The 24103-nt window shown below is 53.8% G+C and carries 22 protein-coding genes and 1 pseudogene; 13 read left to right on the forward strand and 10 right to left on the reverse strand.

All coding sequences use genetic code 11. From position 1 onward, the window contains the following. Nucleotides 1-4: 4 nt before the first annotated feature. From JOE34_RS05650 to JOE34_RS05665, 4 genes are all read right to left on the reverse strand, one after another. The gene (locus tag JOE34_RS05650) at nucleotides 5-1072 is read right to left on the reverse strand and encodes an aldose 1-epimerase family protein (protein ID WP_209995217.1); all 1068 of its coding nucleotides are present in this window, start codon (nucleotides 1070-1072) and stop codon (nucleotides 5-7) included. Then, entirely contained in the window at nucleotides 1069-2400 is a 1332-nt protein-coding gene (gene fucP / locus JOE34_RS05655; protein ID WP_003415888.1) for an L-fucose:H+ symporter permease, read from the reverse strand. The genes JOE34_RS05650 and fucP overlap by 4 nt, the downstream gene beginning before the upstream one ends. A 29-nt stretch (nucleotides 2401-2429) precedes the next feature. Continuing rightward, nucleotides 2430-3356 carry a ribokinase gene (rbsK, locus tag JOE34_RS05660; protein ID WP_209995227.1) on the reverse strand — a complete coding sequence of 309 codons (927 nt, stop codon included), beginning with the start codon at nucleotides 3354-3356 and terminating at the stop codon, nucleotides 2430-2432. Nucleotides 3357-3800: 444 nt separating this feature from the next. Continuing rightward, nucleotides 3801-4571, reverse strand: coding sequence for an SDR family NAD(P)-dependent oxidoreductase (locus tag JOE34_RS05665; protein ID WP_065089019.1), 771 nt, complete (start codon nucleotides 4569-4571; stop codon nucleotides 3801-3803). A 327-nt stretch (nucleotides 4572-4898) separates the two neighbouring features. Here JOE34_RS05665 and JOE34_RS05670 point away from each other — a divergent pair, with 327 nt between their 5' ends. Then, nucleotides 4899-5351, forward strand: a complete 453-nt coding sequence (locus tag JOE34_RS05670) for a hypothetical protein (protein ID WP_209995229.1) — start codon at nucleotides 4899-4901, stop codon at nucleotides 5349-5351. Nucleotides 5352-5600: 249 nt separating this feature from the next. After that, entirely contained in the window at nucleotides 5601-6095 is a 495-nt protein-coding gene (locus JOE34_RS05675; protein WP_209995238.1) for a hypothetical protein, read from the forward strand. A gap of 94 nt (nucleotides 6096-6189) precedes the next feature. On the opposite strand, the gene JOE34_RS05680 is transcribed toward JOE34_RS05675, so the two are convergent. The 4 genes from JOE34_RS05680 to JOE34_RS05695 form a co-directional block, all read right to left on the reverse strand. Further along, nucleotides 6190-6954 carry a hypothetical protein gene (locus tag JOE34_RS05680; RefSeq protein WP_046266597.1) on the reverse strand — a complete coding sequence of 255 codons (765 nt, stop codon included), beginning with the start codon at nucleotides 6952-6954 and terminating at the stop codon, nucleotides 6190-6192. A 142-nt stretch (nucleotides 6955-7096) separates the two neighbouring features. After that, nucleotides 7097-7432 (reverse strand): hypothetical protein, encoded by a 336-nt coding sequence (locus tag JOE34_RS05685; RefSeq protein ID WP_016566852.1) that lies wholly within the window; start codon nucleotides 7430-7432, stop codon nucleotides 7097-7099. Nucleotides 7433-7630: 198 nt separating this feature from the next. Continuing rightward, the gene (locus JOE34_RS05690) at nucleotides 7631-8785 is read right to left on the reverse strand and encodes an epoxide hydrolase (protein WP_209995240.1); all 1155 of its coding nucleotides are present in this window, start codon (nucleotides 8783-8785) and stop codon (nucleotides 7631-7633) included. Next, on the reverse strand, nucleotides 8782-9702 hold the full coding sequence (locus JOE34_RS05695; protein WP_209995258.1) for an NmrA family NAD(P)-binding protein: 921 nt from the start codon (nucleotides 9700-9702) through the stop codon (nucleotides 8782-8784). The genes JOE34_RS05690 and JOE34_RS05695 overlap by 4 nt, the downstream gene beginning before the upstream one ends. Before the next feature lie 113 nt (nucleotides 9703-9815). On the opposite strand from JOE34_RS05695, the gene JOE34_RS05700 reads away from it, so the two are divergent. The 10 genes from JOE34_RS05700 (at nucleotide 9816) to JOE34_RS05745 (ending at nucleotide 19469) form a co-directional block, all read left to right on the forward strand. Then, nucleotides 9816-10442, forward strand: a complete 627-nt coding sequence (locus JOE34_RS05700; RefSeq protein WP_065093765.1) for a TetR/AcrR family transcriptional regulator — start codon at nucleotides 9816-9818, stop codon at nucleotides 10440-10442. 815 nt (nucleotides 10443-11257) lie between these two features. After that, the gene (locus tag JOE34_RS05705) at nucleotides 11258-12361 is read left to right on the forward strand and encodes an AMP-binding protein (RefSeq protein WP_245227108.1); all 1104 of its coding nucleotides are present in this window, start codon (nucleotides 11258-11260) and stop codon (nucleotides 12359-12361) included. Between the two features lie 13 nt (nucleotides 12362-12374). Then, nucleotides 12375-12929: an acetyltransferase gene (locus JOE34_RS05710; protein ID WP_080466133.1), complete on the forward strand. Its 555-nt coding sequence runs from the start codon at nucleotides 12375-12377 to the stop codon at nucleotides 12927-12929. Continuing rightward, a complete protein-coding gene (locus JOE34_RS05715) occupies nucleotides 12922-13608 on the forward strand; it encodes an iron-containing redox enzyme family protein (protein ID WP_063313222.1) in 687 nt (228 codons plus the stop codon). The genes JOE34_RS05710 and JOE34_RS05715 overlap by 8 nt, the downstream gene beginning before the upstream one ends. Before the next feature lie 4 nt (nucleotides 13609-13612). Then, entirely contained in the window at nucleotides 13613-14224 is a 612-nt protein-coding gene (locus JOE34_RS05720) for a flavodoxin family protein (RefSeq protein WP_058398368.1), read from the forward strand. Between the two features lie 6 nt (nucleotides 14225-14230). Beyond that, nucleotides 14231-15115: an EamA family transporter gene (locus tag JOE34_RS05725; protein ID WP_063313220.1), complete on the forward strand. Its 885-nt coding sequence runs from the start codon at nucleotides 14231-14233 to the stop codon at nucleotides 15113-15115. A gap of 27 nt (nucleotides 15116-15142) precedes the next feature. Further along, nucleotides 15143-16018, forward strand: a complete 876-nt coding sequence (locus JOE34_RS05730) for an alpha/beta hydrolase (RefSeq protein WP_063313219.1) — start codon at nucleotides 15143-15145, stop codon at nucleotides 16016-16018. 534 nt (nucleotides 16019-16552) lie between these two features. Further along, nucleotides 16553-18028 (forward strand): anthranilate synthase component I family protein, encoded by a 1476-nt coding sequence (locus JOE34_RS05735; RefSeq protein ID WP_209995260.1) that lies wholly within the window; start codon nucleotides 16553-16555, stop codon nucleotides 18026-18028. Next, nucleotides 18025-18612: an aminodeoxychorismate/anthranilate synthase component II gene (locus tag JOE34_RS05740; protein WP_209995262.1), complete on the forward strand. Its 588-nt coding sequence runs from the start codon at nucleotides 18025-18027 to the stop codon at nucleotides 18610-18612. The genes JOE34_RS05735 and JOE34_RS05740 overlap by 4 nt, the downstream gene beginning before the upstream one ends. An 89-nt stretch (nucleotides 18613-18701) precedes the next feature. Then, entirely contained in the window at nucleotides 18702-19469 is a 768-nt protein-coding gene (locus tag JOE34_RS05745; protein ID WP_063313215.1) for a LuxR family transcriptional regulator, read from the forward strand. Between the two features lie 592 nt (nucleotides 19470-20061). Here JOE34_RS05745 and JOE34_RS05750 read toward each other — a convergent pair. Together JOE34_RS05750 and JOE34_RS25790 are read right to left on the reverse strand one after the other, a co-directional pair. Beyond that, nucleotides 20062-21420 carry an MFS transporter gene (locus JOE34_RS05750; protein WP_063313214.1) on the reverse strand — a complete coding sequence of 453 codons (1359 nt, stop codon included), beginning with the start codon at nucleotides 21418-21420 and terminating at the stop codon, nucleotides 20062-20064. 346 nt (nucleotides 21421-21766) lie between these two features. Beyond that, nucleotides 21767-22001: pseudogene (locus tag JOE34_RS25790) on the reverse strand (hypothetical protein); the annotation flags it as partial. A 600-nt stretch (nucleotides 22002-22601) separates the two neighbouring features. On the opposite strand from JOE34_RS25790, the gene JOE34_RS05755 reads away from it, so the two are divergent. After that, entirely contained in the window at nucleotides 22602-24083 is a 1482-nt protein-coding gene (locus JOE34_RS05755) for a sigma-54 dependent transcriptional regulator (RefSeq protein ID WP_209995264.1), read from the forward strand. Nucleotides 24084-24103 lie beyond the last annotated feature (20 nt).

The raw sequence follows: 24103 nt of genomic DNA on the forward strand, positions 1-24103 counted from the left end.
TGCATCACGGTTGCAGCGCCCGGCGTTCGGGTGCGTTCAGGTAACCGGTGGTCACGCTGAACTCGGCGCTGGCACCGGGCGCGAGGCTGCGCACGTTGCCTTTGGCGAGTTCGGCGCGGTAGCCCTCCGGTTCGCAGGTGGCCGGCAAGATAAAGGCCGCCACCTGCTGATCGGTGTTATGCAGGATCCAGCGCGCGGCATGTTCAAATTGCCGCGGGCTGTAGCGGGTGTAGAACGCCGCGCCGTCGGGATGATCGAGGAAGAAATGCGCCTGTCCCTGAGCGTCGCTGCGCACGTCATCGAAGAAGCAGACGATCTCCGGGTCATACAGCGCGGGCGAGTCGAGCACCTCGAGGCGGGTCGGGTCCTGACTGAGCTCGGCGATATAGGCGTTCCAGGCTGGGGTCGGCCGCACATGGGCCGGCACGCTGGCGCGTACCCGTGTGCCCTCGCAGCCCAAGGGCTGGGTGAGGCGCGCGCCGTCGACGTAGGCGTAGTTCATGTGCGCCATGTACATCAGGTCCATGGCCTTACCGGCCAGATTGACCACCTGCATGCCGATCTCGAACAGCCCGCTGGCCGGGCGCAGGGTCACGCTCGGGCTGGCCCGGTAATGGTCGCCGAAACCCTGCACGTATTCGTAAGTGCCGCCGAGGCGCAGATAAGCGCCGTGCTCGTCTTCGCCTGCCTGCAGCCAGGCATCGTCCATCGGCGCGCAGGGCATTTCGCCGTGCAGCGCATGATCATCCTCGGGCCCCGGGCAACCGTTGCGCAGCAGGCCGCTGTGAAACATGAAACAGCCGTAGGTGCCGATCACGCTGGCACTGGGCCGCGGCTGGGTGAACATATTGAGCATGGTCAAATCAACGCCGTCGAATTCGGCCGACCAGATCATTTGCCCCTGCCAGGGCAGGATCACCAGCTTGCCGCGACTGTTTTCCAGTGACAGCGCCTTGACCCCGCTGGGGTAGGTCCAGGCACGCACGCTGAAGTTCGCGGATTCGAGCAGCAGCCGGCTGGTCTGGTCCCAGAGCTGAGGGTAGAGGGGCAGGCGCAACGCTTCGCTACTCATTGCGCCACCGCCGTGGCCGAGCCACCCAGCACCGGTTGCGGCTGACGCATGCAATACACTGCGTACATCACGATGGCCACGAAGCACAGCAGCGGCACGCTGTAGGCAATCTGCATGTTGCCGCCATTGGCATCGCTGAGCAGACCCTGGAAGATCGGCATCACGCCACCGCCAACGATGCTCATCACCAGTAACGAGCCGCCGACACCGGTGTCCTCGCCGAGCCCGTCAATGGTCAGACCATAGATGGTCGGCCAGCAAGGCCCGAGAAACACACTGACCCCCACTGCGGCATACACCGCAGTGATGTTCGGCACCAGGATGGTGTAAGCCAGCAGCACGATGCACAGCACGCCATACACCGCGAGAACTTTGGCCGGGTGCATTTTGCGCATCAGCAGGTTGGCGATCATCTTGCCGATAAAATAGGCGGCAAAGGTGGTCAGCAGGAACCACGAGGCACTGCGCTCGTTCATCCCGCCCATTTGCATGGCCAGGCGAATGGTGAAGCTCCACACCCCGACCTGCGCGCCAACATAGAGGAACTGCGCCAGCACACCGAAGCAGAAGCGCGGATTGCGCCGCAGGCGGCCGAGGCTCTGGCCGATGCTCGCCCGCGGTTCGCTGACGGTGCCGTTGCCCTTGCACGCGGGGAAGCGGGTGATGGCGATCAGGATGAACATCAATATGAGTACCGCGATCATCCATTTGTACGGCAGCAGGGTCGACTGGATCATTTGCAATTGCTGCGCCGCCGCCTCACTGGCGCTCATCTGGGCCAACTGTTCGCGCGTGGCATCGGTGTCCTTGAACATCACGAAGCTGCCGACGTACACCCCGGTCATGGCGCCGAATGGGTGGAAGGTCTGCGAGATGTTCAGGCGCCGTGTGCCGGTTTCCCGTGGCCCCATCAGTGTCGAATAGGTGTTGCACGCAGTCTCGAGAAACGACAGGCCAGCGGCGATGACGAACAGTGCCATCAGGAACATGCCGTACTTGGCGGTCGACGCCGCTGGAAAGAACAGGGCGCAGCCGAACAGGTACAGCATCAGGCCGATGAGGATGGTGGTCTTGTAGCTGAAGCGACGCACTACCAGTGCCGCCGGAATGGCGACGAAAAAGTAACCCAGATAGAACGCCGACTGGACGAAAGCGGTCTGGAAGTCGCTGAGCAGGAAGGCCTTCTTGAAGTGCGCGATGAGCACGTCGTTCATGCTCGCGGCCGCCGCCCACAGGGCGAAGATGCTGCAGAGCAGGATGAAGGCGAACCACGGCGTACGGTTCAGGTAGAACCCGTCCGGGGTTTGTTGCAGCGCAGGCTTATTCATTATTGTTCTCCGCGAGATGCTGGTGAGTGTCAGTTGGCCGATGCATCGAGGAAGCGCGCAAACGTGGGCGCATCGGGGTAAGAAGATTGCGTACCGAGGCCGGTGACCGAGCAGGCCGAGTAGGCCACCGCCTGGTGCATGGCCTGGCGAATATTGCCGTCCTCGCTCCAGTGCCGGGCGAAGCAGCCAATGAAGGCGTCACCGGCACCGGTGGTGTCACGCGCCTGAACCTTGACCCCTGGCACCTGCCACTCGCCTTCGGCACCGACGTACAGCGCCCCTTGTTCGCCCAGGGTGACGATGACGTGGCGTACGCCCAGCGCAACCAATTGGCGTGCAGCCTGAGCCGCTTCCTCGGCGCACGTCACCGGCTGGCCGCTGATCAGAGCCAGCTCGCTCTCGTTGGGGATCAGGAAATCCAGCTGCGCCAGGTGCTCGCGGCTCAGGCCGGCCAAGGCCGGCGCCGGATTGAGCAGCACCGGGATGGCATGCCGATGAGCGAAGGCGATGGCGTGGTAAACAGTCGCCAGCTCGACTTCCAGTTGCAGCACGATCAATGCGCAATCGCGCAGCTGTGCCTCAGCGCGGTCGATATCGGCCGGGCTCAGGTGGGCATTGGCGCCTTTGACGATGAGGATGCTGTTATGGGAGTTCTCCTGGACGAAGATCGGCGCCACGCCGCTCGACACGCCCGGCACCCGTTCAACGAAGCGCGTATCAATGCCCAGCCGTTGAAAATTGGTCAAGGTGGTATCGGCGAAAGCATCGTCACCGACCTTGCTGAGCATCAGCACGTCGGCACCCAGCAGCGCAGCGGCGGCGGCCTGATTGGCACCCTTGCCACCGCACCCCATGGCAAAACGCGGTGCTTCGAGCGTTTCGCCCTGGGCAGGCATGCGTTCGATGTAAGTGATCAGGTCGACCATGTTGCTGCCGATGACTGCAATCTTGCTCATTGTTATTTTGACCTCACCAGCGCCGATGGAAGCCTCGACGGTTTTATTTATGTTATTTAAATAACATTTTCTGTGAGGATTCAATCTTTATTTTTTGATGTGAGCGTGCGCTATCAAAACGCCTGCAAGGCGTTTCGGTGGCGGTTCCGGATCAGAGGCAGGGAAATCGAGCGACTGCCTTCGCGGCCTTATTGCGGTTTGAATCCGGCAATGTCTTTCTCTGGATACTCAACGTTCTGTCTATTCCAGCCACAATCCGCTCGTCTTTTTGTATGCATGATCTTCGAGGACAAACAGAGTACAAAGGGCATAGCAGTGACGCTGCTTTACCTTGGTTTTCGTGCTTCACGGGGTTGTGACCAAAATGCATGCTTTGGGCGATAACAGCCCGTCAGACGGGCCTGACCAGGCTTACAGCCCTCTCATTTTCGCAAATGAAATAAGTCACCAGACAATCGGCTTATCGTCCCAGTCCCAAAAGGTCCCGCTGTCGGCCGGTCCATGCGCGCCCACCACCTCAATGATGCGATCCGCCGAGAAAGCCGGTTCGAACAGTTGGCCTTCTGGCACGTTCGCCTGGAATGGCTGAGACAGCTCCGTGTCAGTCGTGCCAGGGTGTATTGCCAGGACAGTAGAGGCCGGATTCAGGCGTTTCAATTCGATACTGGCCGTGTGCAGCAACTGGTTGAGCGCTGCTTTGCTGGCTCTGTAGCTGTACCAGCCACCCAGGCGGTTATCGCCAATAGAGCCAACCCTCGCGGAGAGCGCCGCGAAGGTAGAAGGTTGTTTGCGCAATAGCGGGAGCAGGTGTTTGAGCAGCAGGATCGGTGCAAAGGTGTTGGTCGCGAAACTCGCTTGCAGGCTCGCAAGTGTCAGTTGTGCCAGACCCTTTTCTGCTTTCGCACCGTCCTGATGAAGGATGCCAAGCGTACTGATGACGAGGTGCAGATGATCGCATCCATCAAGCGTCTCGCTCACGAGTGCTTCGAGGGATTGTTCAATGCGCGCGTCGCAGTCGACGCGTTTGATGCGTTGGCCATATTGCTCTGCAAGCGTTGCCAGCTCTGTGGAAGTGCTGGCTTGTCGCGCGACCGCCCATACCTGAGCCACATCATCGCGAGCAAGCAACGCCGCGCACAGTGCCAAGCCAATACCTCGGCTGGCCCCGCATATCAGCACGTTAGCCTCGCTGTTCAGTTCGGGTATCAAACTCATAAGGCACCTTGAGGAGCATGGTTGAAGTGTTTTTGACTTCGGGGCCAGACATTACGTTCAGGCGGGCGGTTGCTTGCCAATAGAGAGCTCAACGAAAGGGGGCTTATGCTGGTGTGTCGGCCAAGAGCCACAGTAGGAAATTCAAGAGCTGTATTCATGCGATATACGCTCAATGCTTCATGGTAGAAAAATCATGAGAAAAGGGGAGGTCGTTATCGCAGAATCCTCCCAGCACGATCGCTATCCGACCGAGTTCTGCTACGGAATAATCCACTCATCAACCAGCTGAGATTCTACGCTGCCGGAGGCGACTGGATCTGGCAAGAGATGGAAATTGCGATTGAATGGACTTTCAGGGAGAACATCATGATAGGGGGATATCTGCTGTACGCGGTCTTGGGTATTTACGTGTTGCCCGTTGGCTTTACCATGCTCTATGCCTGGTTGATGAGCAGCAAAACCGGTGTGCGATTCGAATTAAGCTTTGCCGAGGTGTCCAAAAACTTCCGGCACGTAATCCTGTTCGGCACGCTCTTCGGGGTTTTGCTTTGCCCTGTCGATTATTTTCTTCCAGCAACTCCAGCTTTCAACCTCTACGTGTGCGCGCAGTTGGTGCTGCTCATCGTATTCACTCTACGGATGAGTTGCTCGGCGGTGGTCTTGCCTTCGGGAGCGAAATCGCCAAGAACCAGGCTTGCCTACGGCACGATACTCGCGACAGTCATCCTGATCTGCCAACCCGCTCTCTACATTGCGTGGGCAATCTTGCGAGTCGGTTGAGTGCTCGTTTACACAGATTGCTGCCTGTCGCGAGGGGCCGCAAACGGCCAAGAGCGGACGCCTACGACCGATCTCCCCGTGCGCTGATTGTGTTACCAGGCATCGAAGCTCAATGCGAATCATCAACCCGCAAAATCCTGCTGGGCATCGTGAAAGTAAACCGACCGTCAAACATTCATCTAATGTTATGCGAGGTTGGCGAAGCAGCCGGATTCACGCCGTGCTCATCATTTTCCAGGAAGGGCTTTGATGCGAAAACGTTATTTGATCGTGATTTTTGTGATATTTGCCATTGAGTGCCTAGTCGTGGTCGATAAGCTGATTTCGTCTACGTGGCCCGAACAGTTGGAGGTGGCTGTCGGGACGTTTTCCGTCAAAGCAGGTGGGCGAGACGAGTACGTGTCAATCTCCAATGAGCAGGGGGCTGTTGTTCTCAGTTGCTCTCTGGGTATGAGTGGCTCGACGCGATGTTTTTCGCAAGAGCAGCTTCAAGCTTTGACCGGTAGGCGCGTAACAGCTCATTGGTATCGTCAGTCAGTTTATGGCGGGATTAGGAGGAACAAGCTGGTTGCACTTGATGACGGCGAAAAAATCATATGTGATCCAGAAAGAACCAAATCTTTGGATCGATCTAAAATAAAAAATTCGGCCATTGTTGGCGGTGTGGTTGTAGGTGTTATGTTTATCGTGTGGGGCGTATTTGTACTACGAGTGCGAAGTCAGCATGACGTCACCCATAGCTGAGGATGTAGTGACTGGCGCGACCGCTTCTGGCCGACAGGCGCCTGTCATTCGCGGACGCAGAACTACACATCGTTCAGCGGAGCAACTATAAACCCTACCGCCTCGCCAACAACCGCGCCAACCCAGCCGTCACCACAACAGCCAGCAAAACGGCAGCCGCGATAGACAGAAGCGCGCCCCATTGCAAGATGGAGTACCTGAGGGTCAGGTAGAAACTCACCACACCGACCGCGCCAATGGCATTGCCGCGGATTATTGCCGCCAGCTCATAACGCCCGCCTTGCACGTGGACGAACACTGCAAGCGGCCAGGCGATCACCGGGATCGGCGCGAGCAGCCCACTGACCACGGGCCCGAGCCAGGTGGCGCTTGCGGTAATCGCCAGCAGCAGAAGGGTAGCCGTCAGCATGCGCATCGGAATGACCCAGCGCGGCAGTGCAACGTATGACGCTACGTCCGGCGGTGTCTGTTTCGAGGTGGCAACGATGATCAGCGCAACCATCAGCAGCGTGAACATGATCGACAGCGCCAGTAAGCCCAACTGGTTCATCACAAAGGCCGTCGCGCCATACACCGCCAAGGCCAGGATGCATCCGGTCAACGCTGAAACGCGTCGAGTGGCCAGAAAATAAAACAGGTAAGTCGCCTGAATCGCCGCCAGCCCGGCCAGTGCGCCGGGCACCGCCATCGAGGCGAATTGGGTGCCTTGCTCAAGGCTGAGAAACAACATGACCAGCGCCGAGGTCATCGGCAATCCGGAAAGCAGCCCCGCCACGCCGGTGCCCCAGCGCCTCGCGGCCAATGAAATAGCCAGCATGAGCGCGGGGGTGATGAGTAACTTGAGGTAGAAGGCCGTCATGCAGAAAACTTCACATCCGAAGGTGGGCTGAATGCTAAACCTTTTGGCGGAGGGTAACGATGTATGTCAGCGCTTACTCCATCGCTCGATAGCCAGAAACAGAAAAGCCCGGCGAACCGGGCTTTCTGAAATCGGGCAGTGCTTATTTAGCCGTTTTCAGCTTGATCACGTCACCAGAAACGGTGGTGGTGTAGCCGTTCAGAACCCAGGCCCAGAACCACTTCTCCTGCACTTGGGTATTGATCAGCGCATCGCCACCCTTAGCCTGGATGGCGCTGTTCTGCGCACGAACGAAACGGTCGTTCTGACGAATCGGGATCAGACCGAACAGCATCAGGCCGGTGGCGCTTGCCTCACTGTGACCTACGACGGTGTATTGGCTGCTGTCGTATTGCGGGGTTTTCATAGGGGTGCCGGTGCAACCTGCCAGAACCAGACCACATACTGCTGCGGCGACAACTTTACTCACTGACTTCACGATAAAACTCCATGGAAAACGCCCGGATCCAAATCTCGGGCGGCGGTACTTTACTCGTCGGGTTCATGCTTGAGGTAATTTTTTGAAATTGCCTCACAGCGCGCTCACGGCCGAGCATCCGCCAACTCCGAGAGTGGCTGTTTTCCAGTTGTAGCGGGGCGCTCCACCTCCGAGATATTCAGCACGCCTGCAAAAGTATTAACGCAGCAGGCGGAAGGTTTCACGCACATGCTCGGTGAGCGTTTTCGGGTTTTCCATGGCCGCGAAGTGGCCACCGTGCTCGGCTTCCGCGAAGAACCGCAGATCGTCGAAACGCGCCTGCGCCCAGCGCCGTGACAGGCGCAGCAGCTCGCCCGGAAACATGCTCACGCCCGCAGGTATAGGCATCGTAGGGGCAGGGCCTTGCTTATGCATTTCGCGCATCCCTTCCCAGTAGAAACGGATCGAGCTGGGGCCGGCATTGGGCAGCCAGTACAGCATGATGTCGTCGATCAGCGCATCGAGCTCGATGACCCGCTCAGGCTCGCCGCCGCTGTCGGAGGCATCCTGAAACAGCGCATACACCCACGCCGCCAGGCCAACGGGCGAATCCGACAGGGCGAAGCCTACTGACTGCGGCCGGGTGCTGTGCACTTTCATGTAACCGGAAAGCTCTCGGTCGTAGCGCTGCGCATCGGCCAACATGCGCTGTTCTTCAGGCGTGGCCTGGGCGATTTCCGCCTCGGTGGCTTGGTACATCACCATGTTCAGGTGAATGCCGATCAGGCCAGGCGGGCGCATGTGCCCAAGGGCGGTGGTCACGGCCGCGCCCCAATCCCCACCCTGAGCGGCCCAGCGCTGGCCATAGCCCAAACGCTCCATCAACTGCGCCCAGGCCGCCGCCGTTTTGCCCACGCCCCAGCCTGTAGAACGCGGCTTATCACTGAAACCAAAGCCCGGTAGCGCCGGGATCACCAAATGGAACGCATCACTGGCCTGCCCACCATGGGCGACAGGGTCGGTGAGTGGCCCGATCATCTTCCTGAACTCAAGAATCGAGCCCGGCCAACCGTGGGTCATCAGCAAGGGCAAGGCGTCAGGATGAGGCGAGCGGATGTGCAGAAAATGAATACCAAGCCCGTCGATCTCGACCCGGCTGCTGTTCCACTGGTTGAGCTGGGCTTCGGTGGACCGCCAGTCATAGCCATTACGCCAGCGCTCGACCAGCGCGCGCAGACGCTCGAGCCGTGGTCCCTGACTGTTGTCGGAGACCGTTTCAGGATCAGGCCAGCGGGTTTGCGCCAGGCGCTGAGCCAGATCGTCGAGTTGCACCTGGGGGATTTGAATAGGAAAGGGCTCGATAAGGTAGGTCATTGTTTGCTCCCTTGCACATGGGTACGGGCCAGCGTGTCACGCACGGACGCCCATTCACGTTGGCCATAGCGGTCGTTATCCAGATTGAGCAGCTTGCCGCGCCCGCTCATCATGTCGCGCAGGTATTGCATGCCCTGCCAGGCCGGGAACGGCTTGTCACTGGCAGGCGTGAGCGCACGCACCACGCCGATAAGGGTGGACAGCGTGCCGATATTGCCGGGGCGCAGGGTACGGTAGCGCTGCCCGGTCAACTCAGTGAGGAGGCTGGCGATCTGCGCAGGCGACAGACTGTTACCGGCAATGCGCAGAAAGCGCGGCGTGTGGGGATCCAGCGCGGCATCGGCGGTGAAGGCGGCTACGTCGTCCTTGGCGGTGAAGTCCAGCAACTGTTGTGCATCACCAAAATGCAGCACCCGCCGTCCGGGCAGCACGATCGGTGCATCGCCTTCGAGCAGCTCCAGAAAGCCACCGTTGAGGATCGAGGTCACGCTGATGTCGGCCGCATCGAGCTGGGTGACGAAGCGTCGGCGAAGGTCCAGGTTGCGGTTATCGCCAGGCCGGGTACGGGTGTAGTCGAGCGAATAATCCGAGGGAATGAACCTGGGCACGCCAGCCGCCACCGCAGCCTCCAACAGCCTGCCCTGCTGCCCGATGATCACCTCTTCCAGGCCGTTGAGCGTAGACACCACACAACCCGAACCGGCAATGGCACGGCGCAGGCCCTGAGGGTCATCCAGTGAAACCGGCGTGATCGTCGTGGTGCTGTTGCGCAGGCCATTCAGCCTGGCTGGTTCAGTGCCCGGTCGAACCAGCGCTATGACATGGGCACCGCGCTCTGCCAAGGCCCGCACGACGCGTTGGCCCAAATCTCCCGTAGCGCCAGCAACCACGATGGGTAAAGCAGTCGCGTCATTCACAAAGCGCTTCCTTGGTCGTTATGAATAGGTAGAAACGGCGTTTACCTGCTTCCATTTAACTGAACGTTACCGTTTAGTTGACGAACAAACAAGCGGGCTGTAAGTTGCCGGCCATGACAGCGATCAAGACCAAATCCAAAGGTGGCAGGCCCAGGCAAGACCAAGCGGGCGAGGCCGAGCGTCGATTGCTGGATGCCGCGCTGCAGCGCTTTCTGGCCTGTGGTTTCGAAGGCACCTCATGCGAAGACATCGCCCGCGCGGCAGGTGCCAGCAAAGCCACCCTCTATGCCCGTTACGCCAACAAAGAAGCGCTGTTCGAAGCCGTGGTGCGACGCCACGTAGCCACCTTGCTGATGCCCGCCGAAACAATCCCCGCACTCCCACTCGAAGGCCGCCTGCGCCACGTGGGCCACGGCATCCTCGAACATGCGCTGCAAGCCGATACCCTGGCCATGATGCGCTTGGTGATCGCCACCTCTAACCGCACACCGCTGCTGGCGGCTGAGGTCAACCGCATCGGGTGGGAAGGCGGTTTCATCAGAGTACGTTCGGCCATATTGGCAGGGCCGGACCAGCCCAAGGATCCTGACGCACTGGCCCGTCAATTCATTGATCTGGTGTTCGCTCCCCATCAGCTTAGAGCGCTGTTGGGGGAGGATCGGGGGGTGTTGATTCAGGGTATTCCTGAGCGGGTGGAATGGGGGGTGAGGATGGTTGGAGGTGCTGGGTTGTTGGGGTGAGAAGGGTGGGGGTTTAGGTGTTTGTGAGGGAGTTGGCTGGACCGGAAAATCCTCGCGAAGCATTTGTTGGTGATTTGCTGAGGCGTAATTCTCGGTAGTGTCACGTAGATCAGCCCAATAACGCTGTATAGGGCACTGCACGGTCGGAACTGAATCTCGCCGTTCGAAAAATATTTCCTTGGGCAATCTTAATAAACATATCGTTTAATATTGAGTGTTTAATTTAAACAGCCAGGCAGACGAGAGATATCTAAAAACCACAGAAGACGCTGGTTAAATAACGCCGCCGAAATGACGAAAAATCACTGTATACGCTATGCCGCCGCTACCTTTGACACTCAGGCCTCCTAGTTTCTTAAGTCGAATACGAACTGCCTATGTGAAGGACTTATATCGTTTAAACAATAAACATCCTGCCATCACCACGCAGCCCTAGCATAAAACACACATACTAACAACTGACCAATTTGACAGGGATACGATTTTTCTCTGCTTGTTAATGTCTGCACCCAGTGAAAGCAGCCATTGCGGCGAAGATTATAATTACCAGCAGGGATTACGTTGTGAAAATCGAAAAGTCATCTAATGAATTTTTTGTTAAGTATGATGATATCCATCAAGCATATTGGACAAATACTCTTACTGAAGAAAGCCTTAAATTCTGGCATGAGGAAAGGCTTGAAACAGTATTAAACCATGTCAAAAATAAATCAAATTTTTATGCAGAGCATTTTAAAAATATTTCAGCCCAAGACGTTTCATTAAAGAACCTCACCTCCCTGCCTTTTACAACCAAGGCGGATTTAAGAACGTCTATGCTGGATATATTATCTGGCGCACTAGAAGACAGTGCGTACTATTATGAAACTACCGGCACGACGGGGCCGGCGACGCCTTGTCCTCGAGACGAAAAGGAAAGTTATGCGAGTAATAAGCAACTCGCGATGGCATACAAGGCGGTACTGGAAAAGCATTTTCCAAGAGAAAAAACTGTCGTAGGCATCATGGGCCCTACCGAAGTTCATTCTTTCGGCGACACTCTGGGTGATATCTGTCAGCAACTAGGTGTATGTAGCGCCAAAATCTGGCCGCACTCTCCAGTCATTGGCTATCCCAAAACGCTCCAGTTGATGCAGGACTTACGTGTTGGCATCGTTGCTTCGGCTCCAGGCTTATTACTTGCGCTAGCCAAAGAGGCCGAACGATTAGGTTTTGACCCGCGCAAGGATTTTTCGTTGCGGGCATTCATGATGAGCGGCGAACTCTGTACGCCAGCTCTTAAAAACAATTTGTACAGCCTTTGGGGCTGCGAAGCTTATAACAGCTTATATGGTTCGCAAGAAGCCATGATTATTGCTGCCACTAATACTCATGATCAACTAGTACCTCATCGACTCAACTATATTATTGAAATATTGAATCCGAGAACGGGTGAGAGTCTCGGAGACAATGGCGAGGGCGAGTTGTGTGTCACTATGCTGGTTGACGGAGTGAAACCCCTAATTCGTTATCGGACGGGGGATCTCGTCTGCATCCAAAAAACGGCAGAAAAACCGATTGCCCTTTCGCACACAATGAAAGTGCTTGGCCGAGTCAAGGACTCCATGACCCTCAACGGCAAGCCCTTCACCGCCGGCCATATTGAGCAGGCACTGCTCGAAGGTGTCGAGCAGTGCCTAGGTTATCAAATCGTCATAAACCACGTTAACGGTAAAGATACGATAATAGCCAAAATTGAGATGTCCAAATTCTACCAAGGTGATCGAAGTCAATTGACGTTAGTGGTTCGTGAGCGTATGCGCGAGCGTCTAGAAGTCGATGCGACAATCATGATAGTGGATGATTTAGATGACCATGTAAATTTAGGAAGTTGGTTTAGTTGGAAAGAAGCACGAATTATCGATCAGCGCAGCCTCTAATCGAGGAGTTTGTATGAGCATGTCTGTGCAGGTTATATCCACGAAGAGTGAATTATTCAAGACGGTTTATTCACTGAGGTCTCGCTACATTGGTGATAATCCGGCGAATGAAGAAAATTTTGAAAACGTAGAGGCGTTGCGTGATACCTGCTCCTACCACCTGGCTTATATGGATCGCGACAGGGTCGTAGGTGCTATCCGAATAACGCCTTTGGGACATGGTATAAGCTTCGTCGAACGTGTTGTTAATGTAGATCAGCATTTCACTCATCCCATGGATACTTTTGACGCCAATAGACTAGTGTTAGATGAGAAATACAGAGGAGGCCCACACTTAAGGCTCTTTCTTCTAGAGATAGCAATCTGGCTGAAGACGAACACGTCATTTCGATATATCTCAGCGTTATGTCGAGGACGTTTGGCTGCATTATATGTTGATATCGGGGGAATTGTTTTAGCCGATAACATCACGTGGAAAAGTCGTCAATCGATGCGTGATTACAGCTTGATTTACCTAGAGATAGACACCGTCTTTAATACTATAAAAGGAAAAATAGCTAATGAATGACTTCTTTAAAGAACTGGACGCTATTGTCGAAAGCGGCTGGGCAAAAATTAAAAAAGGCAACTACTGGACACACAGTCTTGGGCATCCGACTACAGTAGAGCTTTATCAACAGGTGATGCTTCAGATTTACCATTACACCCGCTTCAACTCGATTAATCAGGCGGCTTGTGCATTCAGCGCGGACCCGGGACAGACAACGCTGCTGCGATTCGTCTATAAGCACGCGCTTGAAGAATTGGGGCACGAGAAGATGGTGATTCGCGATTTGGAGTCCATAGACGCTTTGCCCGCATTGCTACCTACGCCGCTTGCCCCTACTCAGGCGCTGATCGCTTATCTGAACGATGTGGCCATTCGTTTGGGGCCAGTCGCTCGCTTAGGATATAGCTATTGGGCAGAAGAGGTTTACGGCCATATCCAGCCAATACTGAACAAGTTTCGCTTAGACCTGGGTCTTGTGGACGAGCAGATGACATTCTTTGTTGCTCATTCGACTATTGATGAAAAACATTCTGAAGAAGTGCGAGCGGCTATACAGCGCTCGGTGAAGACAGATGAAGAGCGAGCACAGATCAAAGAAGTGGCAAGGGTGACGTTATACCTCACTGGACAGTTACTGGAGGAATCATTTCTAGAATATGAGCGCCTTGCTGAGGCAGCATTATTCAAGGCGTCTTGAGCCAATGAAGCTGATCGTCATCGTGGGCTCAAACCGGACAAACGGGGTCAGTAGCCGGGTGGTGTCGTTGATTCGACATCACCTGGAAGGACGCGCCTCAGTCGAAGATCTCTGGCTTCGAGATTATCGTATCGATTATTGCGATGCCGATAATGCCTGCTCAAAAACTGATTGCTCTTTGTCTGACGACGTCGCTTTGATCGTTGATGAGATGGTTAAGGCAGACGCAATTCTGTATCTGCCAGTGATGCACGCATATGGAGCCAACAGTCGTTTTCAAGCATTTTTGGAACGTGTGGGGTATGGCTTTTTGCGTCCGAGAGAGCGCCCATTGCGAGACAAGCTCGCAGCGGTAGCAGTAGTGGGACGTCGATACGGTCATACCGCTGTATTTGGTCAGGTGGTGCTCAATGTACTGCTGAACAAAATGGTGTTGGTTGGTTCAGGGTTTCCGGCTACGTTCAACAGCCAACTGGTTCAGGACCCGGAAGCGGAACAGGCACTTCGGGAAACTCTGGATCGTCTCGTGGAGCATTACCAGAAACTAAACGAACGACCCCGTCGCGGGTCCGAGCACCTGCGTTTACTTAAACAAGTTCAATTTCAGACAGGGTGACGGCTAATGCCTATACGAGATTCACTGATAGCAGTACTCGTGGCTTTTCTATGGGGAGCACAAGTGACAGCAGTTAAAATAGGTGGACAAGAACTTCCGCCTATCCTTATGGTTGCTATGCGATTCGCATTGATGGCGGTCGTGTTACTACCGTTTTGCGGTGGTCCCAAGCGAAGCGAACTATCGAAAGTCTTCTACATTGCCTCGTTAACCGGGGCGCTGCATTTTGGATTGCTGTACTGCGGTATTTCACATGTAGATGCTTCGACTTCTGCCGTTGCATACCAACTGACAACGCCTTTCACTCTTTTGCTGGGATTTGTCGTGCTGGGGGAGCGCATCAGCTTGCCGGTGATTGTGGGTATCGTAATCGCATTGCTTGGTGTGCTGACGGTAGTCGGTGGAATAGGAAAGGGCGGCGAGTTGTCGGGGATATTGTTGGTGGTTGCTGCCGCTTTTGTATTCGCAGTGGGTACATTGCTCGCTAAACGATGGGGCCCCTTTAATCCATTGACAATCAGTGCATGGACTGCACTGATTGCAGCGCCTGAGCTGCTGATTGTATCAGCTGCATTAGAGGGTCCCATGTGGGGGTCTGTCTTTACTGCGAGCCCGATAGCATGGACCGCTGTGCTATATACCGCCGTGAGCGGCGGGCTCATTGGGTTTGGTCTGTGGTATTGGCTCTTGGGTCGACATCCTGTTCAGCGTTTGGCACCGTTTCTTTTACTCGTGCCAGTATTTGCAGTAGCGGTCAGCCAATTGCTTCTGAGCGAGGAATTGTCGACAAGCCTTATGATTGGCGGAGTGGCGGTTGTAATGGGTGTTGGGCTTTGCCAGGTACGTGGATTGCCTAAGACAGCTCCAGTGAGCGGTAGTTCTGCCGATTGACAGGCGAGCCCGGTAAGAGGATTTTTCATGAATTGGCTGGGTCAATTATTACTGTTAGGCATTCGCGAGCAGAACAGGTGTCGCTACAGACTTAAACTTCGGCGCTGGAAAGCAGAAGATTATGAAATTGCTTACTTATGCTCGAGTGGCCGCAACACTGGACCTACGTTGGTGTTTCTTCATGGGTTAGGGGCCAGCAAGGATCAGTGGGGGCCACAAATTTACTCGATGGTGGACACCTATAACTGTATTTTTGTGGATCTGCCCGGTGAGGGAGAGTCTTCGTTCGATAAATCGCAAAGCTACAGCCCTGCAACTCAGGCGTGGCGGCTGAAGGCTTTTCTAGATACACAACTCAGCAAAAGCTTTGTGTTGATCGGCAGTTCTATCGGAGGCTGCATTGCCTGTATTTACGCAGCTGCTTTTCCTGCTGATGTCTCCCACCTGATCGCAATGGCACCGGCCGGCTTGCCGGCTCTGAGACCGAGCCTTGTCATGAAACAGTTTCTTGAATCTGACAAGCATCCTTTTGGCTATCGGACTGTCGACGAAATGCAAAATTTTTGGAGCATTGCATTCCATCGGGCACCCAGGATTCCGTTATTTTTGGCGAAGGCTCTAGCTATCAAAGGGGCGCTTCGCTACACAAACGTCGTAAAAATACTGGAGGACTTTAAAGATGCAGGCTTGTACCCACTAGAGACACTACTTACTCAAATTCAAGCCCTGACCTTGATCGTATGGGGTAGCGAAGACTGTATTTTTGATATTTCTTGCCTGGATAAGATCATTAGCGACCTGCCGAAAGCAAGTATCTGCATCATCGAGGGGGCGGGACATGTTCCATATCTCGAGTGCAGTGAACAGACCGTTACCGCTATTCGACAGTTTATTGCCGAATAGTAATTTTTCCCGCCGAGTAGGATTAGCCCTGCAAAGCCCGAATAATTGTATATTGACTCTCACCAGACCGATGAGTAGCATCTTAAAATAATCCAAGATAATTTCTGCAGTACGTCAACAGACACAGGAGGTCTCAATGTATTACAGAGTATCAGTATCGGATGGTTTCGCGGGCCTCCCATGTGATTGCAGTGCATCCTACCTTTCAGTTTTCAAAAGCAATATCTGGCGCTGCCAAACAACTGCCAGTGTCTTTTTGCATGCCAGTCACGCACCAAGAAAACATCGTTCTTAAAAAGCTGGCCAGCACTGTAGGAATTTTCGCTATTTATCATACGAAAGTCTACATACGTCAGCGGGACGAGCAGGTTTTCATGCCATTCCGATAAAATGTGTCAATTGACCTCGTTCGCCTGCATGGCCAATGAAAATCTTATAAATAATTAGATAAGCCGTACTGGCGGGGTGTTCTATGATTGAGCTTTTACGTTTTCCGCCTACCTACTTAGGATATTCGACAATAAAGGAAGCATTATGAGCAGGACGATTGCACCTGTCAGTCTGCAGCTACATACTGAGCGTCAGAAATGCGAAGCATTGGCGTTGTACAAGATAGCACTGGATACCTTAGGTCCAGCTAGCACATTTATTCTTGAGTCTTTATCGGGTCCCAGTCGAGATCGTAAGGCGACTATTATAGGAATGAACCCGTTACTGTCAGTAAAGGTGTATGAGGCACATGCAGAGCTTGAAGGGAATGAGCTTCTTATAGGTCATTTAAGAAGCTCGCTGTCCGAGCACGGAATTGTTCTGGACGAAAGCCAGCGTATCGGTATTGACAATAACGATACCGTATGGAATTTGCTGCGCATTTTACAAGTCCCCTTTGAGATTCCACGCCACGCTAATCCCAGCCTCGCTTTTTTCGGCTATCTTTCTTATGACAGCGTTCGATTCGTCGAAAAAATCCCGGACCTTACTGAGCGGACCGCTGACTATCCAATCATCGCTCTCACTGTTTTTCAGACGCTGATTTATTTTCACACAAACCAGACTGTAGAAGTCATGGTTAATAACTGCCCTCTGTGGGAAACCCGCGGTACTTCTGAATACGCGGCTCTGCTGGCCGACGCAGCAAGCAGGCCGCTACCTGACGAGCAGATCGGTTACCCTTCAGTTACAGTTGCTCGGGATACGGTGGAAAAAGAGCAGTTCCTTGGCTGGGTCGACAAGGCGCTGAAGCACATTCACCAAGGTGACATCTATCAGATTCAGCTGGGTCATGAGGTGCAGGTCGATACATCAGTCAAGCCCTTCGACGTGTATCGGGCACTGCGGAAAAACAATCCATCACCTTATATGTACATGGCTAATCTGGGCGATGTCGACCTGATCGGTGCAAGCCCCGAATTATTTGTCCGAGTCAAAGATGAGCTGATCGAAATGAGGCCTATCGCTGGAACCGTGGGTAAAACGCCTGGCGTGTCCCCCAGCGATCTGATCTTGAGCATGACACGCTCTGAAAAAGAGCGTGCTGAGCATCTAATGCTGGTGGACCTATGCAGGAACGATATCGGTCGTGTTTGTCAGCCGGGATCGCTAGAGGTTGATGAGCTCATGCTGGTAGAGGAGTATTCACATCTTTATCACATGGTCTCAAACGTACGCGGCTTACTAAGATCAGGCTTTGATGCATTCGATGTTATCAAAGCGTCGTTTCCTGCGGGGACGATGACGGGTGCGCCGAAGATTCGGGCGATGCAAATTATAGAAAGTATGGAAAAAAACCGACGCGGCATATACGCCGGCGCGGTAGGTCTGATTGGATTCGATGGTAGCGTAAATACTGCTTTATGTATCCGTTCAGCCGTACATAAGGAAGGTACCTATTATTTGAGAGCTTCCGCAGGGGTTGTTGCAGATTCGGTGCCGGACAAAGAATGGACAGAGACGTTTTATAAGATGAGCTCTGTTTACCGCGCAGTCACAGGAAAGGAGATGCTGCATTGAGAGTTTTCCTGATAGATGCTTATGACAGCTTCGTATTTATCATCAGTCAGTACCTTGAGCAGTTAGGTTTGGAGACGAACGTGGAGCGCAATGATGCTCCAGACCTGATAGAAAAGATCGAAGCGTATGCACCGGATTTTTGCGTGCTTGGACCAGGCCCCGGTCGCCCGGAGGATGCAGGTTATATCGAGTTAATCCAGCACTTTAAGAGACGACTGCCTATATTGGGTGTATGCCTTGGGCATCAGGCTATTGGTCTTGCTTTTGGCGGAGCGGTTATTCGGGCTGGTCATGTCATGCACGGAAAGATCAGCATAATAGATAATGATGGCAAAGGCGTCTATACACATACCGGCGGCAAGTCAATCAAAGCTACACGCTATCACTCCTTGATCATTGACGATAAGAGTCTGCCTGACGTGCTGCGGGTTACATCCACCTCAAGCGATGACGGATATATCATGGGTGTTCGTCACCACGAATACCCAATGGAAGGGGTTCAGTTTCATCCCGAGAGTATTTTGACTGAGGATGGCCTTGCACTATTCCAAAGCTTTATAGAAAAGTATTGCCATCATCAGTAACTGAATACAAATCAGGCGCGGGCCTGCTGAATTGCGACCCGCCGCTCGAATTCTTTATCGTATAACAATAAAATAAAAAGGATATTGCCTTGCCACTCTCCTACAACAATACAAAAAAAGACGCATTCCAAAAAATTGGTTATTTAGAAGTACTGGATGATTTCTCCGGATTGGCGAAGCGTTCATGCCGCAGTGATTGGGAAAGTCATTTACGAAAAGTATTATATCGGCTTGGCTGCAAAACCTATTTGCTTAGCGTGGGCAGCTCTACCACTAATGAACTACCCAATCAAATTATAACAACCTATCCTCTTGATTGGCTCAGATACTATGAGGATCAGAACTTCATCCTTGTAGATCCTATAGTCAAGCATTGCCGTCGCCACTTCGTACCACTCTTTTGGGGGGCCGCAAGAAGGAGGGCGAGTGACAGATCAAAAGAGTTCTGGGCAGCACGAGAGCGCTATGACCTATCACAAGGTGTTAGCATTCCCCTGCGCTGTAGAGAAATGCTCGGCTCATTCAATGTTGCTCATCAAGTAGCGTCTAATGGGGAGCTTAGCGATGAAATAAGTGTGACTTTAGGAGCGCTTTTTATGTTGATACCCTTTCTCCTAGAAGGCTCACAGAGACACTTGAAAGGACCGGAAGCACAGTTCTGCAGCCTCACACTGAGAGAGACTGAGGTGCTGAAATGGTCGGGGGCAGGCAAAACAACATGGGAGATAAGCCGCATCCTTGGCTGCTCCGAGCGAACTATAAACTTTCACATTGCAAATGCGAGTAGAAAGCTAGGGGCCTCCAACAGATTGCAGGCGGTGGGTGTGGCATTAGCGCAGGAGTTAATTTCACTTTAGTTAATAAACATATGCTTATGGAATGCATATAGACGTTGAGATGAATAGTGCTCGTTAGAGGTTCGGCACCACTTCCAAGAGGTTACTTTGCTCCCCATCCGCACCAGTCACACTTTATCGTCATCGCTTGTATCGACTATTTTTGGCACTGGTCACTTCGATGGTTTTTAGAAACTTGGCCTCAATCGTTAACGAGCGCTTACCGACCTGAAGCGTGTAGATCGTCGCAATGATGCACGGCCTCACATGTCGACTTCATCCAGCTCGAAACGTCCGTCAGAGCGTGCGCGCGCGCGCTCAGCAACGGGTTGCAATCCACAAGCCCAAAACAAAAAACCCGCACACGGTGGGCTTCGGGTATTTCATAGGCTGTCCTCAACTCAAGCCACATCCAGACTGCCTAGGCGTGGTTTGAACTGAGCCCTGCAGATCCCATTTCATAAGGGCTTGGTTAATGGTGTTTCGGTTATGCATACATGTATCTAGATTTCAACAGAGTGCCCAGACCTAAATCACGCAAATAAAACCAAGCCACCGCAGAGTGCGTGTGCAGTCTGCGGCGGCTCTTTCCTGCAAAGCCTGGGGCTCTGAATCAGCTTTGACCTTGCTTCGGATCCTCAGCGTGAGCCCAACGATAATCCAGACGCGGCGCGAACACTTTGATCCGACGCTTGATCTTGATCAGAATCGGGTCATGCACCGGCTCCGGATCTTTCAGGAATACGGTCAGCACAGCACTCAGTGCGTACAACCCGGAGAACGCCCAGACCACGCCTTCAATGCCGTAACTTTCATTGAAGATCGCAACAACAGCCGGGCCAACCCACGTCGACGCGCCGGCACCCAGGCTCAACACCGACAAGGCAGCCGCTTTGTTGTTCGGTGCCAAAGCAGGGGCCAGCGCCGACAGCGGCACGAAGCACGCCAGGGTCAGGCCGTAGAAGGCGCCGAAGATCGAGGCGATCAGGAAGTCGTTCGGAAACGCCTGTGGCATGAAGAAGAACAGCGGCGTGCTGATCGTGCTGCCCACTGCGCCAAACCACAGGATCGTGTTGCGATAACCGATCTTGGTGCTGATGACGCTGGAGCCCAGGTTGCCGATGATGTTGAACACAAACACGATGGTCAGCAGGCGCAGCCATTCTTCCAGGGTGAAGCCAACGGTTTGCATGAAGAACCCTGGCATGACCACCAGAAAGCCAAACATCGACGAGGTGTTGATGACGCGGACGATACCGGCCAACGACACTTTGGGACGGGTCCACATGATGGTGATGTTCTTGGCCATCGACACCAGCGGACGCTCGCCTTCCGGTGCCAGTCGGCGCATGCCATGAGCTTCGCGCATCCCGACCAGACCAATCACACCACCGATGACCACCAGGGCGAAAGACAGCCAGAAGGTCAGCAATGCACCAATCAACGGAATAGCGATGCTCGCCACCAGAGAGCCCAGCATTGGCAGGCCCGCGGCGTAAGCCACCCAGAACCAGCCCACGGCCATGCCCATCTTGCGGGACGGCGTGGAAGCCGCGATCCAGACCAGGAAACCGTAGGCGAAGAGCGGATAACCGAAACCGCGCAAACCATAGGTCAGCAGAATCATGGAATAGCTCAATTCCCGCAGGCCGTAGACCAGGAAGAGCACTTCGAACACGCTCCAGATGATCAATCCCAGGAACATCACCCGTTTCGGGCCCCAGATATTGGAGAGCGCACCGGCGAGCCACGATGAAATACCGACCGTGACGCCATAGATGGTGAAGATCATGGCGACTTCATCGCCGGGCATGCCGCGTTCACTGAGGAAGGGCGAGAGGTATCCGAGTTCTACGCCATCGCCGATCATGAAGATCAACAGGCCGACAAAACCCCAGAACATGGGATAGGGAATACCAACTTTGTCGCAGAATCTAACGAGTGGAGTGTTCGGAGTGGATTGATCGCTCAATTTTCCGGTCCTTTTTGTTGCACGACGTTTGGGCGCGCCGTAGGAATGGCCTCGATGAGGTTGAAAGACAGATTGGATAGCACAGGCATCCGCTTCGGGCAGCGAGCAAAACTGGCTTGATTATTTGACGCGCGGGGTCAGACATTGGAGCAGCTATCGTCGACCCATTAATCTATGTTTTTCTAGATTTTCGAGCCCGAAGCCGACCTTTTATGCCAGATGAAACGATTCATCACAACCGCAAGCCATTTTTTGTGGTGCGACAATATGTCCGGTTGCATTGTCTGAGGGGTTCGGATTTAGGGGGATGAGGTGTTTCGAATTGTGTATGAAAATAAATACATCTTTTTCCTGGGGCTGTGAGAAAGGCAGTTAGCGGTGTGCCAGTGCTGCTGCATCTTCGGAACCGTTCAGGGCGTCGAACATACCGAGGCCTTTGCTGGCATCGGTTGGGAGGTGGCGAGCATGCGTACCTCGATGCCCGCTTTCAGTTCCTTGTTCGCTTGGACCATTTGCTGGGCCAACATCTTCTCGCCGATGACGTGCGGAGCGCACATAACGATCTCATCCGGCACCAAAAGCCAGAAACAACAAAGCCTGCATAAGGCGGGCTTCGGGCATTTCATAGACTGTCCACAATTCAAGACATATCCAGAGTGCAAAATATGGTGCACAAGGCGGGATTCGAACCCACGACCTCTGCCTTCGGAGTCCTAAAAGTCGACTTTTAGAATCAATACTTAGCGGGGATTATCTGGAAAATCAACGGGTTGTGTTAGTTGAGGGTGGCGGGTTTTCGCCACAATTATCTAGGTGAGTGTGGCAAATTTGAGGCATTGGAAGACTGCCGCTGTTATTTGGCAGCGTGGGTGGTGACCGAATTGACCCTTTGATTCACATTCACTTGCTGAATGGATCACCTGCCGACCAGCTGACGAAAGCTCGTGCCGCATAAGCATCATCCGCTTTGGCTTTCAGTTAACGACTGGCATGGTAGCCTTGCGCTAGCATCAGACAGATTGGCGGTAACGTCAATCTGTCTGATGCGGAGGCGTGAGAGTTGAGACATTGCGGTTTACGAGGCTTAACCCGGCCCGATAGTTTAGTATCCGGCCCAAGAGTTACAGCAAAACTTTCCCTGTCTGGATCCAGCGGGAGTATAAGTCGGGGGAACAAGGACCGTGTCCAAGAATCAGCGTGTATTGACTTGTTGGGTCGGAGGGAATGATCTTAAGGCGCCAGGGGGTGGTGAGGTCGGCCCTATTCTATCGACCCTGCGATCGGCCTCATTTGACCGTGTTGAGCTGCTCAGCTCGTATCCTGCCGAACGTGTTGAACCATACCTTGCATGGCTGAAGGCAGGTGTGGACATAGGCATTGAACTCCACTACGAGTCGCTGAGCTCCCCGGTGCATTTCGGTGAAATCTACAAGGCAGCGAATAAGCACTTGGAACGGCTGTCCTCCCCTCGGACAGATCTTTCAATACTGATCAGTCCTGGCACGCCTGCGATGCAGGCAATCTGGATTTTGCTAGGCAAAACACGCTATCCAGCTACCTTCTATCAGTCCTCTTTAGAGCAGGGCGTTCATACAGTTGAAGTCCCGTTCGAGATCACTGCGGAATATGTGCCTGCAGCTAACACCATTACCGGTGAAAAACTGCTACAGCTTTCTGAGGGGCAGGCTCCAGTCAACGCTGCGTTCGACAGCATAATCGCGCAAAGCAGCCGCATGCTGATTCTTAAATCTCAAGCTCAGATTCTTGCTCAAAAACAGGTTCCGGTACTGATCTATGGTGAGACTGGCACAGGAAAAGAGCTTTTTGCCAGGGCAATCCACAATGCAGGCCCTCGCTCATCCAAGCCTTTCATTGCCGTCAACTGTGGTGCCATCCCGCCAGAGCTGATCGACTCTACGCTTTTCGGTCATCGCAAGGGAGCTTTCACCGGGGCTGTCGAGAATCGAGTCGGTGTTTTCCAGCAAGCTCATGGGGGAACCCTTTTTCTGGATGAGTTCGGTGAACTCGCGCCAGATGCACAGGTACGCCTGTTGCGGGTCCTGCAAGAAGGCGTTGTAAATCCGGTCGGAGCTAGTCAGGACGTCAAGGTAGATGTGCGCGTGATTACTGCAACCCATCGCAACCTTATGCAGGCCGTAGCGGACGGGCGCTTTAGGGAAGACCTTTTTTACCGCGTGGCCGTAGGTGTACTGCATCTGCCTGCGCTGCGTGAGCGTGGGGGCGATCTGCTATTGCTGGCGGATTACCTATTGAAGGAGATCACCGCCCAGGACAACTCCTTCAGAGATAAGAAAATTTCCATTGATGCAAAAAATCTTATTCTACGCCACCCTTGGCGAGGTAATGTCCGGGAACTGCAATCCACTCTATTGCGAGCAGCGCTCTGGTGTACAGGCAGCGTGATAAACACGCTTGACATCGAGCAGGCGCTGTTTCAACTGCCTCAGGATAAGCAAAGTCCGATGTCCCTTGATGTTTCCCAAGGCATTGATTTGCAAGAAGTAATTTCTAGTGTGGCTGATCATTATCTTCGTCAGGCACTCAAGATTACCGGCAACAACAAAACCCAAGCGGCGGGCCTATTAGGCCTCAAAAGCCAGCAGACGCTGAGCAACTGGATGAACAAGTACGGCATCGACTAAAAATTTGGCACGGTCCTCGC

It is taken from the genome of Pseudomonas sp. PvP028 (assembly GCF_017832255.1).
Lineage (GTDB): Bacteria > Pseudomonadota > Gammaproteobacteria > Pseudomonadales > Pseudomonadaceae > Aquipseudomonas > Aquipseudomonas syringae.